At 72.2% G+C, this 21,567-nt stretch carries 20 protein-coding genes and 1 pseudogene; 8 read left to right on the forward strand and 13 right to left on the reverse strand.

The features are described from left to right. Positions 1-6: 6 nt before the first annotated feature. Together ACH5AO_RS35375 and ACH5AO_RS35380 are read right to left on the reverse strand one after the other, a co-directional pair. Positions 7-1,359: an APC family permease gene (locus tag ACH5AO_RS35375; RefSeq protein ID WP_398931984.1), complete on the reverse strand. Its 1,353-nt coding sequence runs from the start codon at positions 1,357-1,359 to the stop codon at positions 7-9. Continuing rightward, a complete protein-coding gene (locus tag ACH5AO_RS35380; protein WP_398931986.1) occupies positions 1,356-2,258 on the reverse strand; it encodes a carbon-nitrogen hydrolase family protein in 903 nt (300 codons plus the stop codon). The genes ACH5AO_RS35375 and ACH5AO_RS35380 overlap by 4 nt, the downstream gene beginning before the upstream one ends. 111 nt (positions 2,259-2,369) lie before the next feature. Between ACH5AO_RS35380 and ACH5AO_RS35385 the strand changes: the two genes are divergently transcribed. Then, positions 2,370-2,972: a TetR/AcrR family transcriptional regulator gene (locus ACH5AO_RS35385; RefSeq protein ID WP_398931988.1), complete on the forward strand. Its 603-nt coding sequence runs from the start codon at positions 2,370-2,372 to the stop codon at positions 2,970-2,972. Positions 2,973-3,090: 118 nt separating this feature from the next. On the opposite strand, the gene ACH5AO_RS35390 is transcribed toward ACH5AO_RS35385, so the two are convergent. The 4 genes from ACH5AO_RS35390 to ACH5AO_RS35405 form a co-directional block, all read right to left on the reverse strand. Continuing rightward, entirely contained in the window at positions 3,091-3,900 is an 810-nt protein-coding gene (locus tag ACH5AO_RS35390; RefSeq protein ID WP_398931990.1) for a cytochrome c oxidase assembly protein, read from the reverse strand. After that, the gene (locus tag ACH5AO_RS35395; RefSeq protein WP_398932020.1) at positions 3,897-4,289 is read right to left on the reverse strand and encodes a DUF2243 domain-containing protein; all 393 of its coding nucleotides are present in this window, start codon (positions 4,287-4,289) and stop codon (positions 3,897-3,899) included. Before ACH5AO_RS35395 ends, ACH5AO_RS35390 begins: the two co-directional genes overlap by 4 nt. A gap of 214 nt (positions 4,290-4,503) precedes the next feature. After that, entirely contained in the window at positions 4,504-5,094 is a 591-nt protein-coding gene (locus tag ACH5AO_RS35400) for a hemerythrin domain-containing protein (RefSeq protein WP_398931992.1), read from the reverse strand. An 11-nt stretch (positions 5,095-5,105) separates the two neighbouring features. Continuing rightward, complete coding sequence (locus tag ACH5AO_RS35405) at positions 5,106-6,305, reverse strand: hypothetical protein (RefSeq protein WP_398931994.1); 1,200 nt, start codon at positions 6,303-6,305, stop codon at positions 5,106-5,108. Positions 6,306-6,726: 421 nt separating this feature from the next. Here ACH5AO_RS35405 and ACH5AO_RS35410 point away from each other — a divergent pair, with 421 nt between their 5' ends. Continuing rightward, a complete protein-coding gene (locus ACH5AO_RS35410) occupies positions 6,727-7,011 on the forward strand; it encodes a GlsB/YeaQ/YmgE family stress response membrane protein (protein WP_398931996.1) in 285 nt (94 codons plus the stop codon). 195 nt (positions 7,012-7,206) lie between these two features. On the opposite strand, the gene ACH5AO_RS35415 is transcribed toward ACH5AO_RS35410, so the two are convergent. The 6 genes from ACH5AO_RS35415 to ACH5AO_RS35440 form a co-directional block, all read right to left on the reverse strand. Further along, the gene (locus tag ACH5AO_RS35415; protein ID WP_398931997.1) at positions 7,207-7,371 is read right to left on the reverse strand and encodes a hypothetical protein; all 165 of its coding nucleotides are present in this window, start codon (positions 7,369-7,371) and stop codon (positions 7,207-7,209) included. Next, on the reverse strand, positions 7,368-8,846 hold the full coding sequence (locus ACH5AO_RS35420) for a cytochrome P450 (RefSeq protein WP_398931999.1): 1,479 nt from the start codon (positions 8,844-8,846) through the stop codon (positions 7,368-7,370). The genes ACH5AO_RS35415 and ACH5AO_RS35420 overlap by 4 nt, the downstream gene beginning before the upstream one ends. A 280-nt stretch (positions 8,847-9,126) precedes the next feature. Continuing rightward, positions 9,127-9,915, reverse strand: coding sequence for an endonuclease/exonuclease/phosphatase family protein (locus ACH5AO_RS35425; RefSeq protein WP_398932001.1), 789 nt, complete (start codon positions 9,913-9,915; stop codon positions 9,127-9,129). 1,295 nt (positions 9,916-11,210) lie between these two features. Beyond that, on the reverse strand, positions 11,211-11,378 hold the full coding sequence (locus tag ACH5AO_RS35430; protein ID WP_167353471.1) for a hypothetical protein: 168 nt from the start codon (positions 11,376-11,378) through the stop codon (positions 11,211-11,213). 192 nt (positions 11,379-11,570) lie between these two features. After that, entirely contained in the window at positions 11,571-11,813 is a 243-nt protein-coding gene (locus tag ACH5AO_RS35435; protein WP_398932003.1) for a hypothetical protein, read from the reverse strand. 620 nt (positions 11,814-12,433) lie between these two features. After that, positions 12,434-13,945 carry a SulP family inorganic anion transporter gene (locus ACH5AO_RS35440; RefSeq protein WP_398932005.1) on the reverse strand — a complete coding sequence of 504 codons (1,512 nt, stop codon included), beginning with the start codon at positions 13,943-13,945 and terminating at the stop codon, positions 12,434-12,436. Between the two features lie 392 nt (positions 13,946-14,337). On the opposite strand from ACH5AO_RS35440, the gene ACH5AO_RS35445 reads away from it, so the two are divergent. Then, entirely contained in the window at positions 14,338-14,760 is a 423-nt protein-coding gene (locus tag ACH5AO_RS35445; RefSeq protein ID WP_398932007.1) for a MerR family transcriptional regulator, read from the forward strand. Positions 14,761-14,831: 71 nt separating this feature from the next. After that, the gene (locus ACH5AO_RS35450) at positions 14,832-16,724 is read left to right on the forward strand and encodes an SMI1/KNR4 family protein (protein ID WP_398932009.1); all 1,893 of its coding nucleotides are present in this window, start codon (positions 14,832-14,834) and stop codon (positions 16,722-16,724) included. 178 nt (positions 16,725-16,902) lie between these two features. On the opposite strand, the gene ACH5AO_RS35455 is transcribed toward ACH5AO_RS35450, so the two are convergent. Then, complete coding sequence (locus tag ACH5AO_RS35455) at positions 16,903-17,667, reverse strand: SDR family oxidoreductase (protein WP_398932010.1); 765 nt, start codon at positions 17,665-17,667, stop codon at positions 16,903-16,905. Between the two features lie 100 nt (positions 17,668-17,767). Here ACH5AO_RS35455 and ACH5AO_RS35460 point away from each other — a divergent pair, with 100 nt between their 5' ends. The 4 genes and pseudogenes from ACH5AO_RS35460 to ACH5AO_RS35475 all read left to right on the forward strand — a co-directional run. Beyond that, complete coding sequence (locus ACH5AO_RS35460; protein ID WP_398932012.1) at positions 17,768-18,616, forward strand: helix-turn-helix transcriptional regulator; 849 nt, start codon at positions 17,768-17,770, stop codon at positions 18,614-18,616. Between the two features lie 278 nt (positions 18,617-18,894). Further along, a complete protein-coding gene (locus ACH5AO_RS35465; RefSeq protein WP_398932014.1) occupies positions 18,895-19,677 on the forward strand; it encodes a DUF899 domain-containing protein in 783 nt (260 codons plus the stop codon). A gap of 479 nt (positions 19,678-20,156) precedes the next feature. After that, complete coding sequence (locus tag ACH5AO_RS35470; RefSeq protein WP_398932016.1) at positions 20,157-21,365, forward strand: DUF2235 domain-containing protein; 1,209 nt, start codon at positions 20,157-20,159, stop codon at positions 21,363-21,365. 62 nt (positions 21,366-21,427) lie between these two features. Continuing rightward, positions 21,428-21,567 (forward strand): annotated as a pseudogene (locus tag ACH5AO_RS35475) (N-acetyltransferase); the annotation flags it as partial.

Raw genomic sequence — 21,567 nt, forward strand, 5'->3', positions numbered from 1 at the left:
GGTCTTTCAGTGCGGGGCCGTGGCCGGGTCCTGGGGGCCGGGCCGCAGTTCGGGGGTGGGACGGCGGAAGCCCTTGGTGATGACGGCGAGGTAGACGACGCCGATGGCGAGCCAGGCGAGCCCCAGCCGGGTCGCGGTGGAGCCGAGCTGGGTGATCAGGTAGACGTCGACGGCCGCGCCGGCCAGGGGGAGGATCAGGAAGCCGAGCAGCGCGGGACGGCTTCCGGACCGCCATTGCCGTACGGCGTGGGCGATGACACAGATGTTGACCAGGGTGAAGCCGAGGAACGCGCCGAAGTTGATGAACGAGGTGGCGTCGGCCAGGGACATGCTCATCGCCGGCAGCGCGACCACGGCCACGATGAGGACGTTCGGCACCGGGGTGAGCAGCTTGGCGTGGAGGCGTCCGAAGACGGGGCGGGGAAGGACGTTGTCACGGCCCATGACGAACATCAGGCGGCTGGTGCTGGCCTGGATGGCCACGCAGGAGGCGAAGCCGCCGAGCATGGTGACGGTGTTCGCCACGTCGGCGAAGCCCTGGCCGCCGACGAGGGTGGAGACGGCGTAGCCGGCCGAGGACTCGTCGGCGAAGGTGCCGCCGGGGTGGGCCCACTGCATCACGAAGGAGAGCGCCACGAAGATCACGCCTCCTGCCAGTACGGTGAGGACGATGCCGCGCGGGATGGTCCGCCGGGGGTCCCGTGCTTCCTCGCTGAGGGTGCTGACGGCGTCGAAGCCGAGGAAGGCGTAGGCGGCGACGGCCGCGGCCGCGGTGATCGCCGAGATGCTGGTGGCGTCGTTCCAGAGCGCGTGTCCGGCCGCCGCGGCCCCGCCGTGGCCGAAGCCGTGGCGGGCGCAGAGCACGGCCAGGACCAGCAGGCAGCCGGTGACGGCGATCAGCAGTGTCCTGTTGACCTTGTCGGCGACCTTGAGGCCTATGACGTTGACGGCGGTGGCCGCCGCGATGTTGATCACCAGCCAGAGCCACTGCGGTACCGACGGGTACTGCGCGTGCAGGTAGATCGACTGCACCAGGAAGGCCACCATGGGCAGGAACAGGTAGTCCAGGAGCATGGCCCAGCCGGCCAGGAAGCCGAACCGCGAGTCGAGCATGCGCCGCGCGTAGGTGTAGACGGACCCCGAGGACGGGATGATCCGGGCCATCCTGGCGTAGCTGAGGCCGGTCAGCAGCATCGCACCGGTCGCGACGAGGTACGCGGTGGGCGCGGCGCCGTCGCTGGTCGCGGCGATGACGCCGAAGGTGGAGGTGACGACGGCCGGGGCCATGTAGGCGAGGCCGAACAGGACGATGGACAGGAGACCGAGGTCTCCTCTCATCCGGGTGGGCTGACCGGTCATGGTGTGCTCTCTGCGGGGGCGGAGCCGGGGCGGGTACGGCCGCTCCAGGTGGCGGGGTCGATGCGGCCCTGGTAGAGGGGCAGGGCGAGCGGGCTGTCGTCGGGCCGGAACTGCTGCCAGGGGCGGTTCAGGGCCGCGGTGCCGAACTGCCGGATGTTACTCACCTCGTCGAGGTCGACGACATCGGTGAGGGACGTGTCGCCGTCGCCCGGAGCCTGCGAGCGGACGGTGCCGGAGGGGTCGACCAGCAGGCTGCGCCCGGTGCCCACGGGGGCGGCGCAGTTCACGCTGGCGGTGAAGACCTGGTTGACGATGGAGTTGGCGCGGGCGAGGACGATCTCCTGGGCCCGGTCGCTGGTGCCGGTCTCGACGAAGTTGAGCACCAGTTCCGCCCCCATCCACGCGAGGTGGCGGGTCGTCTCGGGGAACCACGCGTCGTAGCAGATCGACAGGCCGATACGGCCGACGCCGGGCATGTCGAAGACGGTGAACCCGTCGCCGGGGGCCGTGGTCTCGTAGGGCCGCCAGGGAAAGACCTTGCGGTAGGTGGCGACGCGCTCGCCGCGCGGGGAGTACACCACGGCGGTGTTGTGGACACGGCCGTCGTCGCCGCGTTCGTAGACGCTGCCCGGGGCCAGCCACACCCCGAGGTCGGCGGCGATCCGCGCGAGCGCGGTGTCGCGGGGGCCGTCCAGCGGTTCGGCGGTGGCCTCCGGCAGGTCCGCGGGATCCAGGGGGGAGCCGCTCGGGGCGCCGCACAGGTGCAGCTCGGGATAGACGACCAGCGGCTGTGCGGGCAGGCCCCGCGTGCGCCGGGCGACATCGGCGGCGAAGCCGTCCAGGTCGTCGGCGGGACGCCGGGCGGCCTGGGCCATCACAAGGGGAAGAGGACGCGACATGGAGCACCAGGTGTGTGAGCGGATTAATTAAACGAAATTTAGTTAACGAATCCACCGGGGGTCAATGGGTGCGCTCCGGGAAAAGAGACCGTGTGTGCGAGCATGTGGGCCATGCCCCGACCGAGGAACCAGGCGGAACGGCGTGCCCAGCTGATCGACGCGGCCGCACGGGCCGTCATCAGCACGGGGGCGACCGCCCTCAAGCTGCGGGACGTGGCCGCGGAGGCGCAAGTCACTCCGGCCTCCGTGCTGTACTACTACTCCGACCTGCAGGAACTCTTCTCAGCGGTCTTCGAGCACGCCGCCGCGACCTACTTCGGCACCCGCAAAGAGGCGATCACGGCGGCCGAGGGGCCGGTGGAACAGCTGCGGGCGTGCATCCGCAGCGGGGTGCCGTGGCCGGGAGCGGGCGAGCGGAGCACCCGGCTGCTGTTCGAACTCTTCCCCGTCGCCCTGCGCAACGAGGCGGTCGGCCGGGCGCACCGGGTCTTCGTCGACCAGCAGACCGACCTGTACCGCCAGGTCCTCGCGCACGGTGAGGACGACGGACACTTCACGCTCACCGCGGCTCCCCGCACGCTGGGCCGGTCCTTCGTCGCCCTGGAGGACGGCTACGCCATGGACCTGCTGATCGGCACCGCGACAGCGGCCGAGATCGAGACACGGCTCCTGGCCCACGCCCGCACGGTGACCGGCAACCCCGCCTTCACCTGACCCGCAGCCCCCACCCCACGGCCCACCGCACCCGGCTGACGGCGTCCAGGGCGCCACGCGGACGTGGGGCCCTTGCCCCGCGGCCGGGCCCTGGGACGGTGAACGCCGCACGAGGACGTCAGCGGGCCGCGAGACGAGGCCCGCCCGCCCGGCGCTCCCGGTCCGCGTTCCTCGCCCGGCGGCGGCCGGTGGCCGTGTACCACTGGACGGCGAGGACCAGCGCCAGGACGGCTTCGACCGCGTCGCCGCCGTAGTACATGACCTGGGCCCCGAGGCGCAGGTCGTGCGCCGTGAAGGAGGTGCCCGGCGGTCCGGTGGCATGGAGGCTCTTGGCGAGGACGGCGTGGGCCGTCCCCGCCCCCAGCAGTGTCGCCGCCCGCAGCGGCAGGCTCCACCGGCGGCGCAGGGGATCGAGTTGGCAGACGGCCGCGGAGAAGAACAGGCCCGCGAGCAGCATGTGCAGTTCGAGGGCCGCGCTCAGGGCGGGGCGGTGGTGTGCCGCGGACAGCAGTCCGGTGCGGTACAGCACCCACAGCCCGCCCATGTCGACGGCCGCGGCCGCCGGAGGAAACAGCGACCACGCGGCGAAGGGAGAGTGCGCCACGCGCAACAGCCCGCGACGGAGCGTGCCCGGCGGCAGCACGCGCAGGGCGAGGGTGAGCGGGCGCGCGGCGACGAGCAGGACGGGGCCGGCCATGGCCACGAGCAGGTGCCGCGCCGAGTGGGCGGTGAACGGCCCTCCCGGCAACCACCCGCACAGTCCCCAGATCAGGGCCGCGCCCCCGGCGACGAAGGAGCAGTCCCGTCGCCACGGCCAGGCGTCGCCGCGGCGTCTCAGCCCGGCGGCGGCCGCGGCGTACGCGGCACAGGTCAGGACGCACACGAGGACGGCCGGGGGAACGACGGCCGGAAGCGGACGGTCCGTCACGGTGACCGTCGCCCCTGCCGCGCGGCCCGGGCGACGATCCCCAGGCCGGCCAGGAGCAGGGCGAGACCCGTCAGGTTCCACGCCCAGTCGTACGGGGTGACGTCCACGCCGTAGCGGATCCGGTGCAGGCGCAGCAGTTTGTGGTCGACGACGCCGTCGAAGACCTGGAAGGCGCCGAGGCCGAGGAAGAACCCGCCCCGGGCGTGTGAGGGGGACAGTGCGTGACGGCGCCTCAGGTCCGCGAAGAGGAAGAACCCGGCGACCAGCGCCAGCAGCTCCGCGGTGTGCAGCAGACCGTCGGACACCAGGGCCGCACCGGAGGTGGAGCGGTCGTAGAAGTGATGCCAGTGCAGGATCTGGTGGAAGACGATCTCGTCCGCGGCCGCCATGACGGCCGCGCCGATCACCGCGCACACCAGCAGCGACCGCCGGGGATCGGGCCGTCCCGTGCCGCCTCCGTCCGCCCGGTGGTCACGGGGCTCCACGGTGTGCCTCCGTCTCTCCGAAGGGAATCGTCCGCCGTTCTCCGTCCGCCCGCGGAGCGTGGGCCCGGGTCGGCCGGTGTCGTGGACGACGTTCGGCCGACCCGGCCTCACCGGGGAATCAGTCTTTCCCCATGGCTTTGCGGACGGTGTCCTTCGTGCGGTCCATCAGGGCGGCGACCGGTCCGAGGGCCACGTTGGCCGCGCCGGATTCGACTCCCGGGTGGGGACGGGTGGGCGCCATGGCCTCCGCGGCCTTGATGGCCTTGGCCATGGTTGCCAGGCCGGTCGCGCCGGCGTTGCGGCGGATGTGGGTGAACTCGTAGCGCTCCTCCGCCCGGGCGTGCGTCTGCACGTCCGTGCGCAGCCGCATCAGCCTCGGGAGGAACTCCGGGTCGTCGGTGTCCATCTCGTCGAGGACGGCGAGGGTCTCCTTGGCCTCGCGTTCCTCGGCGAGCCGGTCCTCGACGACCTGCTCACCGCCCGGCACCGTCCGCCGTACGAAGGGGTGGACGACCTCCTCCTCGGCGGTCTCGTGGACGGCGAGCAGGCGGACCAGGCGCCGGAAGGCGTCGCGCCGCTCATCGCCGGTGGTGGCCTCGACCTCGTCGAAGAGATTGCGGATGTCGCCGTGCTGACGCATCAGCAGGGCGACCACGTCATCGTCCCGGGCACGGTCGTCGCCGGCGTGCGGGGTGTGCAGGTCGGACATTCGGGTCTCCCCTACTTCTCGCGCTGCGCGGGGTCGGGGTGCTCGCCCTCGGTCTGGACGCGGTACTCGCGGCCGAACATCTCGTCGTGCTCGGTCATGACCCGGTCGCTCGGCGGTGCCTCCCCGCCGTGGAGGGCCTCCTGCATCCGTTCGAACCGCTCGTGCGCCTCACGCACGTAGCCGGCGCCCAGCGTGGTCAGGTCCATCTGGGTGTCCAGCAGCTCCCGCACGTAGTCCTTGTTCGGTTCGAAGGTCAGCACGTTCGGCAGCTCCGGCGCCAGCACCGAGGCGGGATCACGGCCGTCGTGCCGGCGCATCAGGTCGCAGGCGGCGTGCAGGTGCTCCAGCTCCATGTTCAGGTGCAGCTCCCAGATCGCCTTCACCTTGGGGTCGCTCTCCTGCTCCATGAAGGAGTGGTACAGGTAGCACTCGTTGTACTCGTGGTTGACGAGCTGCTCCCACCACGTCTCGCCGGGGTCGACGAGGGACTCGTAGTGGGTGACGTGCTCCTCCTCGATCAGCCCGATCTCCTGGTAGAGCTGACGGGCGATCGGCTCCATGTAGGTGGGGCCGGTGTTCATGTAGAAGTTCATCGTCTGCTGCTCCGTCGACATGATCGTCAGCGCGTGCAGCTTCGACAGCGGGTTCGTCCCGTCCTTGGCGTACGGGTCACGGACGTTGTCGACCGGATCGCGGTGGTGGAACCTCGTCGGCCGGCCGGGCATGACCTCGGTCAGGTTGTCGACGATCGACTCGGCCTTGCGGTGCTCGATCATCTCGTACAGGTTCGCGTACCGGTACAGGTGGTCGAAGTCCTCCAGTACCCCGAACTGGTACGCCTGCTTCAGGTACGGGTCCGGCTCCATGCGCGCCACCCACGCCGTCAGGTCGACCGCGACCTGCTCGTAGGCGATCGTCGTCTCCAGCACCGAGGAGACCCCCGGGAGCAGCCAGTTCACGACCTTCTGCTGCTGCGCCTCGATGTACCGGACCCGCGCCAGCTGCCGCTTGATCTCCGGGTCCACCGTGTGCCGGGCGAGCTGGTGGCTGAAGAGGATGGCCTCCACCTCGATCCCGTTCATCGTGATGATCCGGCACCGGGTGTACGGATCGCACCGGTCCGGGTCGATCGGCTCCACGTTCAGCTCACGCCAGTTGCGCAGCTGCCGGTCCAGCGGGATGCCCCGCTGCTCCAGTGGGTTGAATGTCATGGGGAGGGCCTCCTGCGGGCGGGGGTGTGGGGCGTGCCGCGTCGCCGGGGTACCCCGATGCGGGTGACGCGCACGGATCCGTCCACCAGTCTGTTCATCACAGATGCTTTGAGCCACCGCTCACGCGCGCAGGCCTCGTTGTTCCCCTGAACGGGTCAACGAGAAGGGAAGTCCGCGTTCACCGGTGAAGCGTGTCGGCGTGTCGAAGGAAACCCTCGGAGCCTGCTGTTCCTCCTTCGGGGATGCGGGCGGTCCGCGCCGACGGCAGGAGGCGGCGCCGTCCCTCCGATGGAGGATCGACGGGAGGACGTCCCCATGGAGGATCGGCGGGGGGACATCCGGAGCCGACCGCACACGAGTCAGTTAGGAGACGCGATCCGGGGACATACGTACGGCGAACCGACAGCAAGGAGAATCTGTGATGGGCATCATCGCGTGGATATTCATCGGCCTGCTCGCCGGAGCCATTGCCAAGGCGCTCATGCCGGGCAAGGACCCGGGCGGGATCATCATCACCATGCTCATCGGTATCGCCGGAGGGCTCCTCGGGGGGTTCCTCGGCAAGGTGATCTTCGGGGTCGACTCGATCGACGGCTTCTTCGACCTGTCCACCTGGATCGCGGCCATCGTCGGGTCCGTCATCCTGCTGGCGCTGTACCGGCTGTTCACCGGCCGTGGCCATCGCCGTGGGCACGCCCACGCATGACGGCCCGACGGTCGGCATGACCTGACGCAGGACAGGTTGCCGTGGGGGGGGGGGGGGGGGGGGGGGGGGGGGGGGGGGGGGGGCCGCCCGCCCCCCCCCCCCCCCCCCCCCCCCCCCCCCCCCCCCCCCCCCCCCCGCCACGGTCCGGCGAGCGCCCTCGCCACCGGCGCCGCCCCGTCGAGCGGTCCGGTGGGTTCAGGCGCGCCGGACCCGGCTCGGGTCCGGGCGGCCGGCCAGGCCGGCAGCGGTGAAGGCGGCCTCCGGCTCCTCGCGGCCCTCGGTGAAGTCGGCCCGGTCGGCGTGGTGGACGGGGACGACGTCGCGATCGCCGGGACGCGAGGCCGGCGAGGACGTGCTCATCCGCTGTCCCCCGCGGATCGGTCCCCCGCCAGGCCGGGAGACTCCCCGGGGGAGAACGGACGACCGTCCGCGGCCGCGGTGGCGGCGTCACGGTGGCCGTACCGCATGGAAATCGTGTCGGGTCTGACCGTCACCACCGCTTGAGGCCGCGGGTCGCGGGACACGAGCTCGATGCGCGGCCAGCGCTGGAGGATCGCCGCCAGGATGATCTGCAGCTCGGCCCATGCGAAGTTCTCGCCGATGCATTTGCGGCGGCCGTCGCCGAAGGCGAGGAAGGAGCCGCGGGCGGCCGGAGAACGATGTGGGGCCCAGCGGTCGGGGTCGAAGACGTCCGGGGCGGGAAAGCGGGACGGATCGTGCTGGTGGAGATACGGGCTCCAGACCACGTCGGCGCCTTCGGGGATGCGGTGGCCGCCGAGCTCCACGTCGCGGGTGGCGGTGCGGGTGACCATCCAGGCCGGCCCGTACTTGCGGATGGCTTCCCGCAGCACCTGACGGGCGTACGGAAGGTTCTCGAGGTCCGCGTAGCGCAGTGGGCGGTCCCCGCAGGCGTCCGCCAGTTCGGTGCGCAGGCGCTGCTCGACGTCAGGGTGCCGGCTGACCTCGTAGAGGGTCCATGCCAGGGTCGTGCCGGTGGTCTCGATGGCGCCGGTCAGCAGGGTGATGGCCTCGTCCTGCAGGTGTCGGCGCGTCAAGGGCCGGTCGGCGGTGAGGAGCGCGGTGAACAGACCGCCCCGGTCCGATGGTGCGTGCGGGCACGCCGGACCGGTGTCCGCGTCGTGGGGCGGCGTGTCCGGCAGGGACGTGCGGTGGTGGTCGACGGCCTGGTCGACGAGGTCGCGCAGTCGCGCGACGCGTGCGGCGTGCGCGCGGTTGGCGGGCAGCGGCAGACGGGTGACCCAGGGGGGCAGGACGGTCTGCCGGATGGTGCCCCTCATGATGGCCGGCATCAGGGCGGTGAACTCGGTCCGCAGGTGCCTGGGCAGGTCGGTGCCGAAGAGGGCGACGAGGAACGCGGCCAGGGTGAGGTCGTTCATGTCGGCGAAGACGTCGCGCTCCTCGTTCTCCCGCCATGCCCCGACCATCGACCGGACCTGGTCGATCATGGCGCTGCCGCGCGTGGCGATGTGCGCCTTGTTGAACATGGGCTGCATGAGGCGCCGGTTGCGCAGGTGCGTGTCGCCGTCGGCGACGGTGGCCAGGCCGTCGCCGAAGAAGACGCGTAACGCGTCGATGATCCTTCCGCCCTTGACGTAGTGGGCGGCCTCGGTGACCAGGACCCTGCGGGTCAGGTCGGGATCGGTGACGACGTAGGCGGCGGTCGGTCCGATGCGTATGCGTACGACACTGCCGTGCCGGCGAAGCGACGTGATGAAGGGCAGGGGGTCGCGTGCGAGGCGGTGGGCATGGCCCAGCAGGGGCAGGGCTCCGGGTGCGGTCCGGGTGGGGACGGGTATGACGGGTGGGGCGGTCACGGTCGTGGTGCTCCTCGTGTGGGTCCGTCGGGGTGGCCGTTGTCTGCCCAGGACCGCGGTGCGGGATGCGGCACCTCCATGACATGTACGTCACACCTCGCCCGTTCACCGGCGTCGAGGAGCGAGCACGCGTCCCGCAGCCCGGCACCGGCGGTCCGGTGACGGCCGGGGTGTCCGACCGGACCGGCTGCGGGGAGCGGCGGAACGGCGCGGCCGGGAGCACCGTGCGCGGCCGGACCGTCTCCTTCGGGCCGGTGGCACCGGACAGGCCCGCGGAGACCTACGGGGCGGGGGCCAGGTCGGTGTGCAGCATGTCGTGGTCCGAGTACGGGGTGGGTTCCACGCGGTGCTCGAGCGGGGTGATGCCCCGCAGGAAGACGTAGTCGAACTTGCTGTGCCAGTCGGTGGTCGGTTCGCAGGCTCCGGCGGACGAGGGGCGGCACCGGGGGTCCGTGTCCTCGGCCAGTGCCCAGATGGGGGTCAGTTCGGGGGCGTCCGGCACGGCGTTGAAGTCTCCGAGAACGATCGCGCGGTCGTACCGGGCGACCACCGGGGCGAGTACGCCGGCCTGCTCCGCCCTCACCGCTTCCTGACGCCGTTCGGCGAGGTGCGTGTTGAAGACCCGTACGGACCGGCCGCCCACCACGGTGGTGACCGCCATGTACCCACGGTCCTCGGATCCTCCGTCGGGGTATTCCACGTTGACCCGGTCCGTCATCGGTGCCGCCGAGAGGATCGCCTGGCCGTAGGCTCCCGGGCTCCACGGCGCTCCCCCGCAACGGCTCCAGTTCCGCAGGACCGTCCCGTACTCGACGTGGTAGACCAGTCCGTAGAGGCGCCGCAGATAGTCCCGGATCCTCTCGACGTCCCGTGCGCAGGCCTCTTGCAGGCCGATGACCTGGGGCGCGTACGTGGCGATCTCCGCCGCCCGGTCGACGTTGCTCGTCTCGCAGGGGTTGCAGAGGTTCCACGTCATGACCCGGTTCGGTACGACGTCCTCGGCGGCGCCGACGGGCAGTGGCCTGGCGGAGGGGGTTCCGCTCGGTGCGCTGGGACCGAGGAGCACCATGCAGGCGATGATCACGGCACCCGTGAGCAACCACGCGCCCCTTCCGAGCACTGTCGCCTCCTCCCTGCGCGGACACCCGCCGTCCGGTGCTTCCCCGCACGAGCTTATGGGACAGTGCTGTCGGCAACGCGTGAGTGTCCGGGCGGCGGGACCGTCCGCTGACGTTCTGGGAGCGGCTTGCCGGGGCGGCCGAGGAGCTTCACCTCGAGCGGAGCGCGGCCTGGTGCCACTGGCGGTGCTCCGAGATCCGGAATGGGGTGATCCGGGCCGATCTGATGCTTCGTCCGGTCGCTGAGTCACGGCGCAGGACACCGATCTCCGGTCATGGTGAGCTGCGGACCATGTGGGACATCGGGAACCTCTCACCCACCGGTGGTGTCACGGTGAGTATCGCCCGGCTCCGGGTCGAGGACATGCCTTTCCTGGAACCCGGCGGCCGGGCCGCTGTTCGTCTCGTTCCCCTCACCCCCTCGCACTGGAGGCACGTCGGACCCGGCCGGCGGATCAGCATGCGCGAGGGCCGGACGGTGGCCGGCACGGCGGTCGTGACGGAGGTTCACCTCCCCCGCTGGGCCTTCTGGATCCTCAGCCGGTGCGGAGGGCCCGAAAGCGGTCGGGGTTCGCCGGGTCCCGGTCGACGGCCTGGACCGGCGGCCGGGGCCACTGCCGGACGCCGATGCCGGCGGGCGGAAGAGCCGGATCCGCCCGCGGGTGCCTTCGACCGCGACGCATGGGCAGGGTTCGGCCGTGCGCGTCCCTCCCCCACCGTGGGAACGCGGTACGTCGGCGAGGGCGACGAACGAGGGTGCTTCGGCCGGCCGCTCGCGCGGCACCGTCTCGACCCGCGCGCCTCGGTCCACTCGGCGCACGGGCGGGTAGCGCAGGAACGGCCCGTGGCCGCCGGTCGTGGCCGGACTGCTCCCCGCCGACGACCCGCGGGTCGTAAAAGCCGCTGCCGCCGGTCCTCGCCGCCATAGGCCGTGATGTCGGAGGTGGGGCCAGTGTGGCGCGCAGGGCCGGCGTGGCGCGCCCCCGGCCGGGCGACCGCTCAGGCCCGCCCGTGGCCGGGACCTCGACGGTGTGCTTCCGTGTCCCGGGCTCCGGGACGTCGTCGCCCCGGCGGTCCGGGCGAGGTCGGGCCCGTTCGGGCGGGATCTCCCGGTGGGCCCGCTCACGCCGTCGAGGGGCCGTCCGACGCGGCCGGGGGCTGCGACGGCCGCCGCCCACGACCGGGCTGCGGCGGACAGAACGGCGCGGGCCCGGCGGCACCTGTGCCGGACCCGCGCCGACCCGGGTCAGCGCCGGCGGGACCAGCCGGTCCCGATTCCCGCCACGTGCAGGGCCAGGGCGGTCAGCCCCAGCAGCATGACGTTCACCGAAGAGAACACGTCGTTGGTGCCGATCTCCGCCGCGTTGATCAGGAACGCGATGAAGAAGAGCACCGCCGCGACCATACCGAGCATGAACGAACTCCTCTCATAGGGATGAAGCCCGTATGCCCGGCCGTCGCGCTCACAGACGCGGACGCACGCGGCCCGGCACCGCGTGGCCCGTCCGCCGGCGGCCGCAGGGCACACGGAGGTCCGCCCCGGCCGGGGCGTACGAGGTCCACCGGGCCGGGCGTCGGGCGAACGGCCGCCCGCCCGGAACGGCCGTCAGGGCTGCTCGAGCCGCGCCTTTGCCGCGCCCGCCATCCTGTCCGCCGGACGGCGCGTCCCTGCTTCCCAGAGGCACCAGGTCGACCACAGCAGCAGGACGAGGAAGACGGCGAGCAGGCCCAGCAACACCACGATCTGCCGTGCCGACCCGTTCTCCTGGACCAGGGTCAGCAACAGGCAGAGGGTCCAGGCGACCACACCGCCCGCGTACACGGCTCTGAGCTGTCGCAGTTGACTCATCGATTCCACCATCGCCCTCCTGGGCCGTACCGTCACGCGTCACCCAGCCGGTACCCCCGTCGCGCGACTTCACCGCACACGATCGCGGTCGGTCCCGCGGTCGGCTGTCGCTCCGACTCGTCCGCCGTGGACGGTGGTTCACGGCAGGGACGCGACCGCCCGCGTCGCCCGCGTCGCCCGCGTCGCCCGCACGCCGGCCGTGCCGTCCACGGCGAGCGGACGTTCCCGCGGATTCCCTTCCCGCGCGGTGGAGCGCTCCGGTGAACGGGGCGGAGGAGGGCCGCTCGTGGTGCGCGCCGGAACCCGGCAACGGCCTCTCGTGCTCTCGTGCCGGAACACGCTCGCGCGGATCCGGCCGCCGCCCCGCGTGTCCGTACGGTCCGGCGATCCGACGCCGTGTCAGGGGTGCCGAAGGCTCGGCCGCGGGCTCCGGTCGCGGCAGGGCGGGGTGCGGCCGTCCGGTCGGCACCGGCGTGGCGGTCCGTTCCGGGCCGGGCGGGTGCGCCTCTTCCCGCCCCGGCGGCGGGAGTTCACCCGTGCCGGGGGCGGGCAGGCGACAACGACGACCGACGCGTCGGCGTCCACCACCGGGTGGGCGCCGACGCGTCGGTCGTGTGCGGTCAGTGGCCGGCGGTCAGTTCGCCGCTGAGCCTGCCGTGGAGCCGGGCGCTCGGGTCGTTGAGACCGGTGATCTCGACGGCCTTGCCGCGCTGGGCGTACTTGGTCTCGACGGCGTCCAGGGCCGCGACGGAGGAAGCGTCCCAGATGTGCGCCGAGCTCAGGTCGATGACGACCTTCGGCGGGTCGCCCGCGTAGTCGAACCGGTCGACGAGGTCGCTCGCGGAGGCGAAGAACAGCTCGCCGGTGACCCGGTAGACCACGGTGGTGCCGTCGGGATCGGTGACGGCGGTGACCTCGGCGAGGCGGGCGACGCGCTTGGCGAAGACGACCATGGCGGTGACCGAGCCGGCGACGACACCGACGGCGAGGTTGTGGGTGGCCACGACGCAGACCACGGTGACCACCATGACGGTGATCTCCCCCGCGGGCATCCGCCGGAGCGTCCTCGGGGCGACGGAGTGCCAGTCGAACGTCGCGAACGACACCATGATCATGACGGCGACCAGGGCGGCCATCGGGATGTCGGAGACGACGGGGCCGAAGACGATGCACAGCACCATCAGGAAGGACCCGGCCAGGAACGTCGACAGACGGGTGCGGGCTCCGGAGACCTTCACGTTGATCATGGTCTGGCCGATCATGGCGCAGCCGCCCATGCCGCCGAAGAAGCCGGTGACGATGTTCGCGACGCCCTGGCCGATCGACTCGCGGGTTTTGGAGGAGTGGGTGTCGGTGATGTCGTCCACCAGCTTGGCCGTCATCAGCGACTCCATCAGACCGACCAGCGCCATGGCCAGCGCGTAGGGGGCGATGGTGGTCAGGGTGTCCATCGTGAACGGCACATCGGGCAGGCCCGGGACGGGCAGGGAGGACGGCAGGTCGCCCTTGTCGCCCACGGTGGGCACCGCGATGCCGGCGGCCACCGTGATGACGGTCAGGACGACGATGGAGACCAGCGGCGCCGGGACCACCCTGGTGACCTTCGGGAAGAACACCATCAGGGCCAGGCCGCCGATGATCAGCGGGTGGACCGCCCAGGGCACGTCACGCATCTCCGGCACCTGGGCCATGAAGATCAGAACGGCCAGGGCGTTGACGAAACCGACCATGACCGAGCGCGGCACGAACCGCATCAGCTTGGCCACTCCCAGCACGCCCAGGACGATCTGGAGGACGCCGGCGAGGATGACCGCGGCGATCAGGTGACCGAGGCCGTGCTCGCGGTGGAGCGGAGCGATGACAAGGGCGACGGCTCCGGTGGCCGCGGAGATCATCGCCCGTCGGCCGCCGACGACGGAGATGACGACGGCCATCGTGAAGGAGGCGAACAGGCCGATGGCCGGATCGACACCGGCGATGATCGAGAACGAGATCGCCTCGGGGATCAGCGCGAGCGCGACCACCAGGCCGGCCAGCACCTCGGTGCGCCAGACCTTCGGATCGCGCAGCCAGTCGGGCTTCAGACCGCGCGGACGCGCGGCCGGGGACGGGACGGAAACAGAGGAGGACAACGAAACAGGTACCTGTCGTGCTCGGGCACGCCCTTCTCGGCGGGCGCGCGCGGGAGGAACACGGTGGTGCCGGCCGGCACCCCGCAGGCGGCCCGTGGGAGACGGAGCCGAAGTCGAGGAGGGATCCGGCGAGGGCCTGTCAGCACGCGGCCGGGCTCAGATCCGGGGGTGGAGCGTCACGGTGGGCAGGCGGCAGCGCTGGGCGTCACGGGCTCGCGCACACTTGTCTCCTGCCGGGAATCACGTCTTCGCCGGAGGCGCCATCGGCCCCGGCACGGCGACGGCGGTACGGCGACGAGGCCGCTCCCGCCCTCCGCAACTCTACCCTAACGTTAGGGTAGAGATCGGTGAGGCGTGCAGGGACGGCTCGCCACGGCACGGGAAGGACCGGGATGACGGGCGCGGACGGCAGGCACATGCAGATCGGCGAGGTCGCCGCGCGTACGGAGCTGTCCCTGCGCACGATCCGGCACTACGAGGAGGCCGGGCTGGTCATCCCCTCCGCCCGCTCCCGGGGCGGCTTCCGCCTCTACACCGACAACGACGTGCAGCGGCTCATGGTGATCCGTCGCATGAAGCCGCTCGGCTTCTCCCTCGAGCAGATGCGCGACCTGCTGGACGCCACCGACCGCCTCGACGCCGGCACGGAACTCGGGCCCGAGGAGCGGGAGATGCTGCTGGAGCGTGTCCGCGGTTACGAACGGGCCGCCGGTGAACAGGTCACCAGGCTCCGCGTCCAGCTCGCCCGCGCCGAGGACTTCGCCACCACACTGCGCACCCGCCTGGAGCAGAACTCCCCCACGGCCCGCGCCTGAGCCGGGCCGTCGGCCGTCGGGCGGCCCTCGGCTCCCGCGGGACTGTCAGTGGTGGGTGACAGCATCGGAGCATGACGGAGAACCCATCTTTCGACTGGCGGTCCTTCCTGCTCGAGTGGAGCGGGGAGTGGGCGGATTCCCTGCCGGATGACGAAGCGCGGGGCGAAGCCGACGAGGCCGCCCGGCAGGCACGGTGGCTGGGGTTCCCGCCCGCGTCCGAGGAACGGATCGCGGCCCTGGAGAAGCGCCTCGGCCGGCGGATGCCTCCTTCGTACCGGGAGTTCCTGAAGGTCAGCGACGGATGGCGGCACGCGGGCGGGTTCGTGTCGCTGCTGGCGGGGACCGCAGACGCGCGCTGGCACGATGACGAGTCGGAACTCGCGGCCATGTTCGAGGAGGACCTGGACGACGACGCCGGGCCCGAGGAGCGGTGGGAAGCGGACCTCTGGCGGCGTGGGCTGCAACTCGACGTCGAGTCCGACGTCACCTACGTCCTCATGGATCCCGAGGACGTGGACGAGGACGGCGAGTGGGCCGTGTACACGTGGGCGAGCTGGCGGGCCGCGCCACCCGAGCGGCACGCGAGCTTCCTCGCGTTCATGCGGGACATGCACCGGGAGTTCCACAGCCTGCGGGCCCGGCCGGGCGACGGGAAGCCGGAGTTCGTCAACGCCACGACGCGGAAGCTGGACGCCCGGGTGGAGGAGGCCCGGCTGGAGGCGCTGCGCGGCGGCTGGGAACGGGCCGTGAAGGCCCTGGAAGAGGCCAAGGAGTACGGCAGGCCCCGGGCCGCCGGACTGGTCGACCAGATACGCCGGCTGCTCGGGCAGGCCCCCGTGACGTACTTCGACGGCCTGGTGACGGACCCTCGGTACGCGCCCGAGCTGCTGCCACCGCTGGTCGCCGAGCACGCGGCGCAGCGGCACCGGGACGACTCCACGCTGAGGTTCCACCTGCGGGGCGCCGACGAGGACCAGATGTCACTGGCTCACGCGACGCTGGAGCAGGTGCGCGGCGGCACGTACCGGTACACGGCGGACGGACCGTTCGGGGAGGCGGTGGAGCGGGCCCGGGAGCTGGCGCGGTGGGGGGACACCGACGGGGCGTGGCGGACCCTGATGGAGGCCCTGCCCCTGTGGGAGCCCTCGGGACCGGACCTCCTGGCGCCGCTGGGGTGGGTGGCCGACCCGCTGCTCGGGTCGCTGCTGGCCCCGGAGCGGGGCCGCGGGCTGCTGTCCGTCCCGAGGGGCGGGCAGCAGGGCGAGGCACCGGGGCCGACGGCCGGGCTCGACCCGGACGGCCTGGCCTGGCTCGCGGAGCCCGACCCCGGCGACGACCGTACGTGCTACCGGTTCGTCCTGGTCGAAGGGGTGGGGCCGGAGGAACTGCCCGCCCGTCTGGCGGACGGGGACGACGCGGTGCTGAACGAACCCATGACCCTCCGGGAGGCGCGCCGGGAACTGCTGTGGCACCGGGGGGAGTTCTCCTCGTACGACGACAAGGCCCTCATGGCGGTCGGCCGGGCCGGCCCGGGCTGGAGTTTCGCCTTCGACGGTGCCCCTGCCGGGTTCAACCGCCGGCGGTTCGTCTCCCCCGCCCCGGCCGCCGGCGCGGGCACCCGCGCGGTGGTGGTGTGGAGCGGTCTCAGGGCATGGCACGGGGAGCTGTTCTTCCATCTCTCGGTGGCGCGCGACGGTGCCGAGCAGTACGCGTTCACCTATGCGGACAAAGAGGTCCGGCGAAGCGGGGACATACCGCGGGCGCTGGACCCGAGCCGGTTCTTCGGCACCCTGGAGGACGCCGCCGAGGTGGAACGGTCGCTGCTGGAAGCGGTGGCCGGGGAGTTCGGTGTGCGGATGCCGCGCCACGCGATCGTCAGCGGGCGGCTGCACACGTTCACCACCCGCTCCTGGACACGGCCGCCGGGGGACGGTGAGACGTACGCGGTGGTCCGCATGGGCTGAGGAGCCGTGCCCCGACGGACAGCGGACGGACCGACGACGGTCCGAAAAGCGGGTGAAGGCCGGCCGGGGCCGCCGGGCCGGCCTTCCGTTCCCGCCGTCCGTCGTGGACCGCGACGACCGGACGGGCGGCGCCGGCGGTGTGGACCGGGGCGGGTGCGCGGTCGCGAGCGGTTCCGGCTCACTTCCCGTGCGGGTCGGTGCCGTTGAGTGTCTCCACGACCTGGTCGTAGTCGCCGCGGGCCTCGCCGTAGCGCAGGAACTTCACGCGCTCGACCTGGATCTCCTTCGCGTCGGGCCGGGCCTCGAGCAGGTCCACCGCCTCTGTGACGAACTCGTCGAGCGGCATGGCGTGTTCGTTGTCCTCCTGTCCGGGCAGCAGTGCGGTGCGCACGGACGGCGGCACGAGTTCCACGACCTTCACCGAGGTACCGGCCAGCTGCAGCCGGACGGACTCGCTGAGCATGTGGATCGCCGCCTTCGAGGCGTTGTAGCTCGGCGTGACCTTGAGCGGCGCGAAGGCCAGCCCTGAGGAGACGGTCATGATCGTGGCGTCCGGCCGCGTCTGCAGGTGCTCGACGAACGCGGCGATCAGACGGATCGGACCGAGCACGTTCGTCGTCACCGTGGCCTCCGCGGAGGCGAGGAACGACGCGGGGTCGCGCCAGTCCTCGACGCGCATCACGCCGGCCATGGTGACGAGGACGTTGAGGTCCGGGTGCCGGTCCAGCACCTGCTTCGCGGCGGAGGCGACGCTCGCGGCGTCCGCGGTGTCGATCCGCACGGTGTCGATGCCGGGGTGCTCGGCCGCGATCCGTTCCAGCAGCTCGGCGCGCCGGCCGCCGACGACGACGGTGTTCCCCCTGGCCTTCAGCTCGAGGGCGAGCGCGAGGCCGATGCCGCTGGTGGAGCCGGGGATGAAGACGGTGTTTCCGGAGATGTTCATGCCCCGATCGTCGCCGGTCCGCCGCCGCGGGGGCAGAGACCGGTTGTCGGGGGATCGGCGATCCCTGGCTCGCCCGCCGGTGCCGGACGATAATCGCCCCATGGACCGTGCAGCACTGGCCGACTTCCTGCGCCGCCGCCGCGAGGCACTCCAGCCGGAGGACGTCGGCCTTCCCTCAGGCGCACGCCGACGGACCCGGGGCCTGCGGCGTGAGGAGGTCGCGTCCCTGGCCGTGATGTCGGCCGACTACTACACGCGGCTGGAGCAGCGGCGCGGGCCGCAGCCCAGCGAGCACATGCTGGCCTCGCTCGCCCGGGCGCTGCGGCTGACGGGTGACGAGCGCACCTACCTGTACCGGGTGGCCGGGCACAACGCACCGGTGCCGCTGTCGGCCTCGCCCCATGTCGCCCCCGCGCTGCTGCGGGTGCTGGACCGGCTCGACGACACCCCGGCGCTCGTTCTGACCGACCTGGGCGAGACGCTGGTGCAGAACAGGATGGCCACCGCCCTGTTCGGGGACGCGTCGAAGCACACGGGTCTCGCCCGCAGTGCGATCTACCGCTGGTTCACCGATCCCGCGGAACGATCGCGCTACCCCGAGGCCGACCGCGACCGGCAGAGCCGTGCCCAGGTCGCGAACCTGCGCGCCGCCCACGGGCTGCGGGGCCCGCGGTCGCGGGCCGGTGAGCTCGTGCGCGCCCTCCAGAGGGTGAGCGAGGAGTTCGCCGAGCTGTGGGAGCGGCATGAGGTCGCGCAGCGCTTCGAGGACCACAAGACGCTCGTCCACCCGGAACTCGGCGCGATCGAGCTGGACTGCCAGGCGCTGTTCACCGAGGACCAGTCCCAGACCCTGCTCGTGCTCACGGCTCCGCCGCGCACCGAGGGCCACGAGAAGCTGCAACTGCTCGCCGTGCTCGGTCTGAACCGATTCGCCGGGGCGGAGGGGTAGACCGGCCGGTCCGACGAGCCCTCGCCGGTGTGGGCGCACAGTCACACCTCGAGCACGTTCCGTATCAGGACGCGTTTCCCCGAAGGGCGTGACCGCGGGGCGTCCGGTCGCTCCCCCGTGCTGTGGCTCGGTGATCGCGCGGGCGTCGCCGCTTCCGTGCGCCGGAAAAGGTGCTCACCGCCGCGATGAGTTCCGGCCCCGGCGCGAGTCTCTTCTGGTGACCGCCGTAGAGCGCCGCCGTACGGCGCCGTCCGGCACGAGACACCACGGAGGACCCCATGACGACCACACCGGAAGACCCGACCACCGCACTGTCCGGACGCCCGGCCGTGGTCGACCTGGCCACCTGGCAGGCCGCACGTGACGAGCTGCTGGTCCGCGAGAAGGCCCACACCCACGAGGGCGACGCCATCGCCGCGGCCCGCCGCCGGCTGCCGATGGTGGAGTTCGACGGCACGGTCGAGGTCGTCGGACCCGACGGCCCGGTCCCGTTCCTGGACCTGTTCCAGGGACGCGACGAGCTCGTGGTCTACAAGCACATGTGGTACGACGGCGCGCCGCACCAGGGGCAGTGCGAGGGCTGCACCACCGCGGCCTGGCACCTGAAGGACGCCGTCTACCTCAACGCCCGCGGCGTCTCCTTCGCCGTCCTGACCACGGGCGCCTGGGACGAGGTGGCCTCCTACGTCGAGTTCATGGGCTACACCCAGCCCTGGTACTCGGTGCGCGACCTGGACGAGCCGGTCGGCGGGGAAATGGGATACCTCGCCTGCTTCCTGCGCGACGGCGACCGCGCGTTCCTCACCTACTCCACGACGGGCCGTGGCATCGAGCCGGCCAACGGCTCCTTCGGCCTGCTCGATATGACCCCCTACGGCCGCGGCGAGGCGTGGGAGGACAACCCCGAGGGCCGGCCCAAGGGAGACCAGCCGTGCTGGTACTGGCGCACGGACGCGGACGGGAACGCCACCTGGGGCCCGACCAGCCGCCCCGTACCGCAGTGGACCCGTCCCGGCGCGACCCCCGTGGAGACCCTCGGCCGCCGCGGTCACCACCACTGACACGTACCAGGAGGACCGCACGAGTGGGCAGGGTGATCCGCGGTCTCACGGTCCCGGCCGACGGTCACTCGGCCGGGCCCGGCCGGACCGGGGAACGGCCGTTCGGCGACGACGGCGGCAACGGATCGGGCCCGGCGCCGGCCGTCGGTGAGTCGGTTCACCGACGGCCGGCGGGGAGGTTTCAGTTCACGTGGACCTCGGCGCGGTCGACGCTCACGAAGGACGCTCCGGACTGGGAGTCGTGCTCTCCCGTCACCCGGATCCGGAGGGTGTGGCTGCCGTGCGCGAGACGTGGGCCGGTGTACTGCACCGCCTCGCCGACGCGGACCGGGCCGTGGAAGTCCCCCCGCTGCGTCCTCCGGTCGACCCCTGATCGACCGGACGCCGCGGGACCGCCCCGTATCGCGCGGGGTGCCGGACGGTGGGACCCTGGAGGTGGTGCTGTGCGCCGCTCCACGCTCTCGCGAGGAGGGATGGTCATGGCCAAGCGTCTGGTCGTCTGCTGCGACGGCACGTGGAACGTCGCGGACCAGCCGAGCAAGACCAACGTCGCCAAGGTCGCCCTGTCCGTGCGTCCGGGCACCGCAGCCGGGAAGGAACAGCGGGTCTACTACCACAGCGGGGTCGGCACCCACCGGTGGGAGCGTCTGCGCGGCGGCGCGTTCGGCGTGGGGCTGTCCCGGAACACCGTGGACGCCTACCGGTTCCTCGTCGAGACGTACGAGCCCGACGACGAACTGTTCCTCTTCGGTTTCAGCCGCGGTGCGTTCACCGCCCGCAGCCTGGCGGGGCTGGTGCGCAACAGCGGCGTCCTGCGCCGGGACCACGCCGACCGGATCCCGGAGGCCTGGGCCCTGTACCGCGACCGCGTCGAGCAGCCGAACGGCGCGGCCGCCACGCTGTTCCGCCGCTCGTACGCGCACGAGACGGAGATCGGGTTCGTCGGGGTGTGGGACACGGTCGGCGCCCTGGGCATCCCCGTCCCGGACGCCCCGTGGCTGCGGCCGGCGGCGAACCGGTTCAACCACCGCTGGGCGTTCCACGACACCGAGCTGAGCGACTGGGTCAGGGCGGCCTTCCACGCGCTGGCCGTCGACGAGCGGCGCTCGGCGTTCCGGCCCACCCTGTGGCACCAGCGGCCCGGCTCCGCCGCACGGGGCCAGGAGCTGAAGCAGGTGTGGTTCGCCGGGGTGCACGGCGATGTCGGCGGCGGCTACAAGGAGACGGGGCTGTCCGACATCGCCCTGCTGTGGATGGTCGACCACGCCCGCAGGCACGGGCTGGAGTTCGACGCCGACGTGCTCAGCGCGGAGGGGCCCCGGGTGATGAAGCCCGCGGAATGCGTCGACTTCCGTGTACGGCCGGACGCGTCGGGCCCTCTCCACACCTCACGGACGGGCCTGTACCGACTGGCCCGGCCGCTGCACCGGCCGCTCGGGAAGGCGGTGGACGACCGCGGCGAGCCCGACGGCAACGAGTTCCTGGCGGTGCCCGCCAAGGAGCGCTACGACCGGGACCCGGGCTACCGGCCGCCGGAACTGGAGGGTTACCTGGGCAGGCAGGAACGGGTCCGGCTGGAGCCCGTCCTGCTGCCGGACCTCGCCGCGAGCCTGCCGCCCCTGCCTCCCGCCGCGTCCGGTCCGGGAACGGCGGCCGACGCGCGGGACGGATTCCACCGCGCCACGTGACACCGGCCGGCCGGGGCGATATTCCTTTGCGCGGCGCTTCCCGGCCTGGTTGGCTCACGCCCATGACCTGGCTTCCGCATGATTTCGTCCATCCTCTCCACGTCGGCATACCCGACGGCGGAGGCCACCGGCTGCGCCCGATCAGCGGCGCGGACGCGCCGCTGGACTATCCGACGGTGATGGGTTCGCGGGAGCGGCTGTG

Origin of the sequence: Streptomyces sp. NPDC018964 (assembly GCF_044390325.1) — a bacterium.
Lineage (GTDB): Bacteria > Actinomycetota > Actinomycetes > Streptomycetales > Streptomycetaceae > Streptomyces.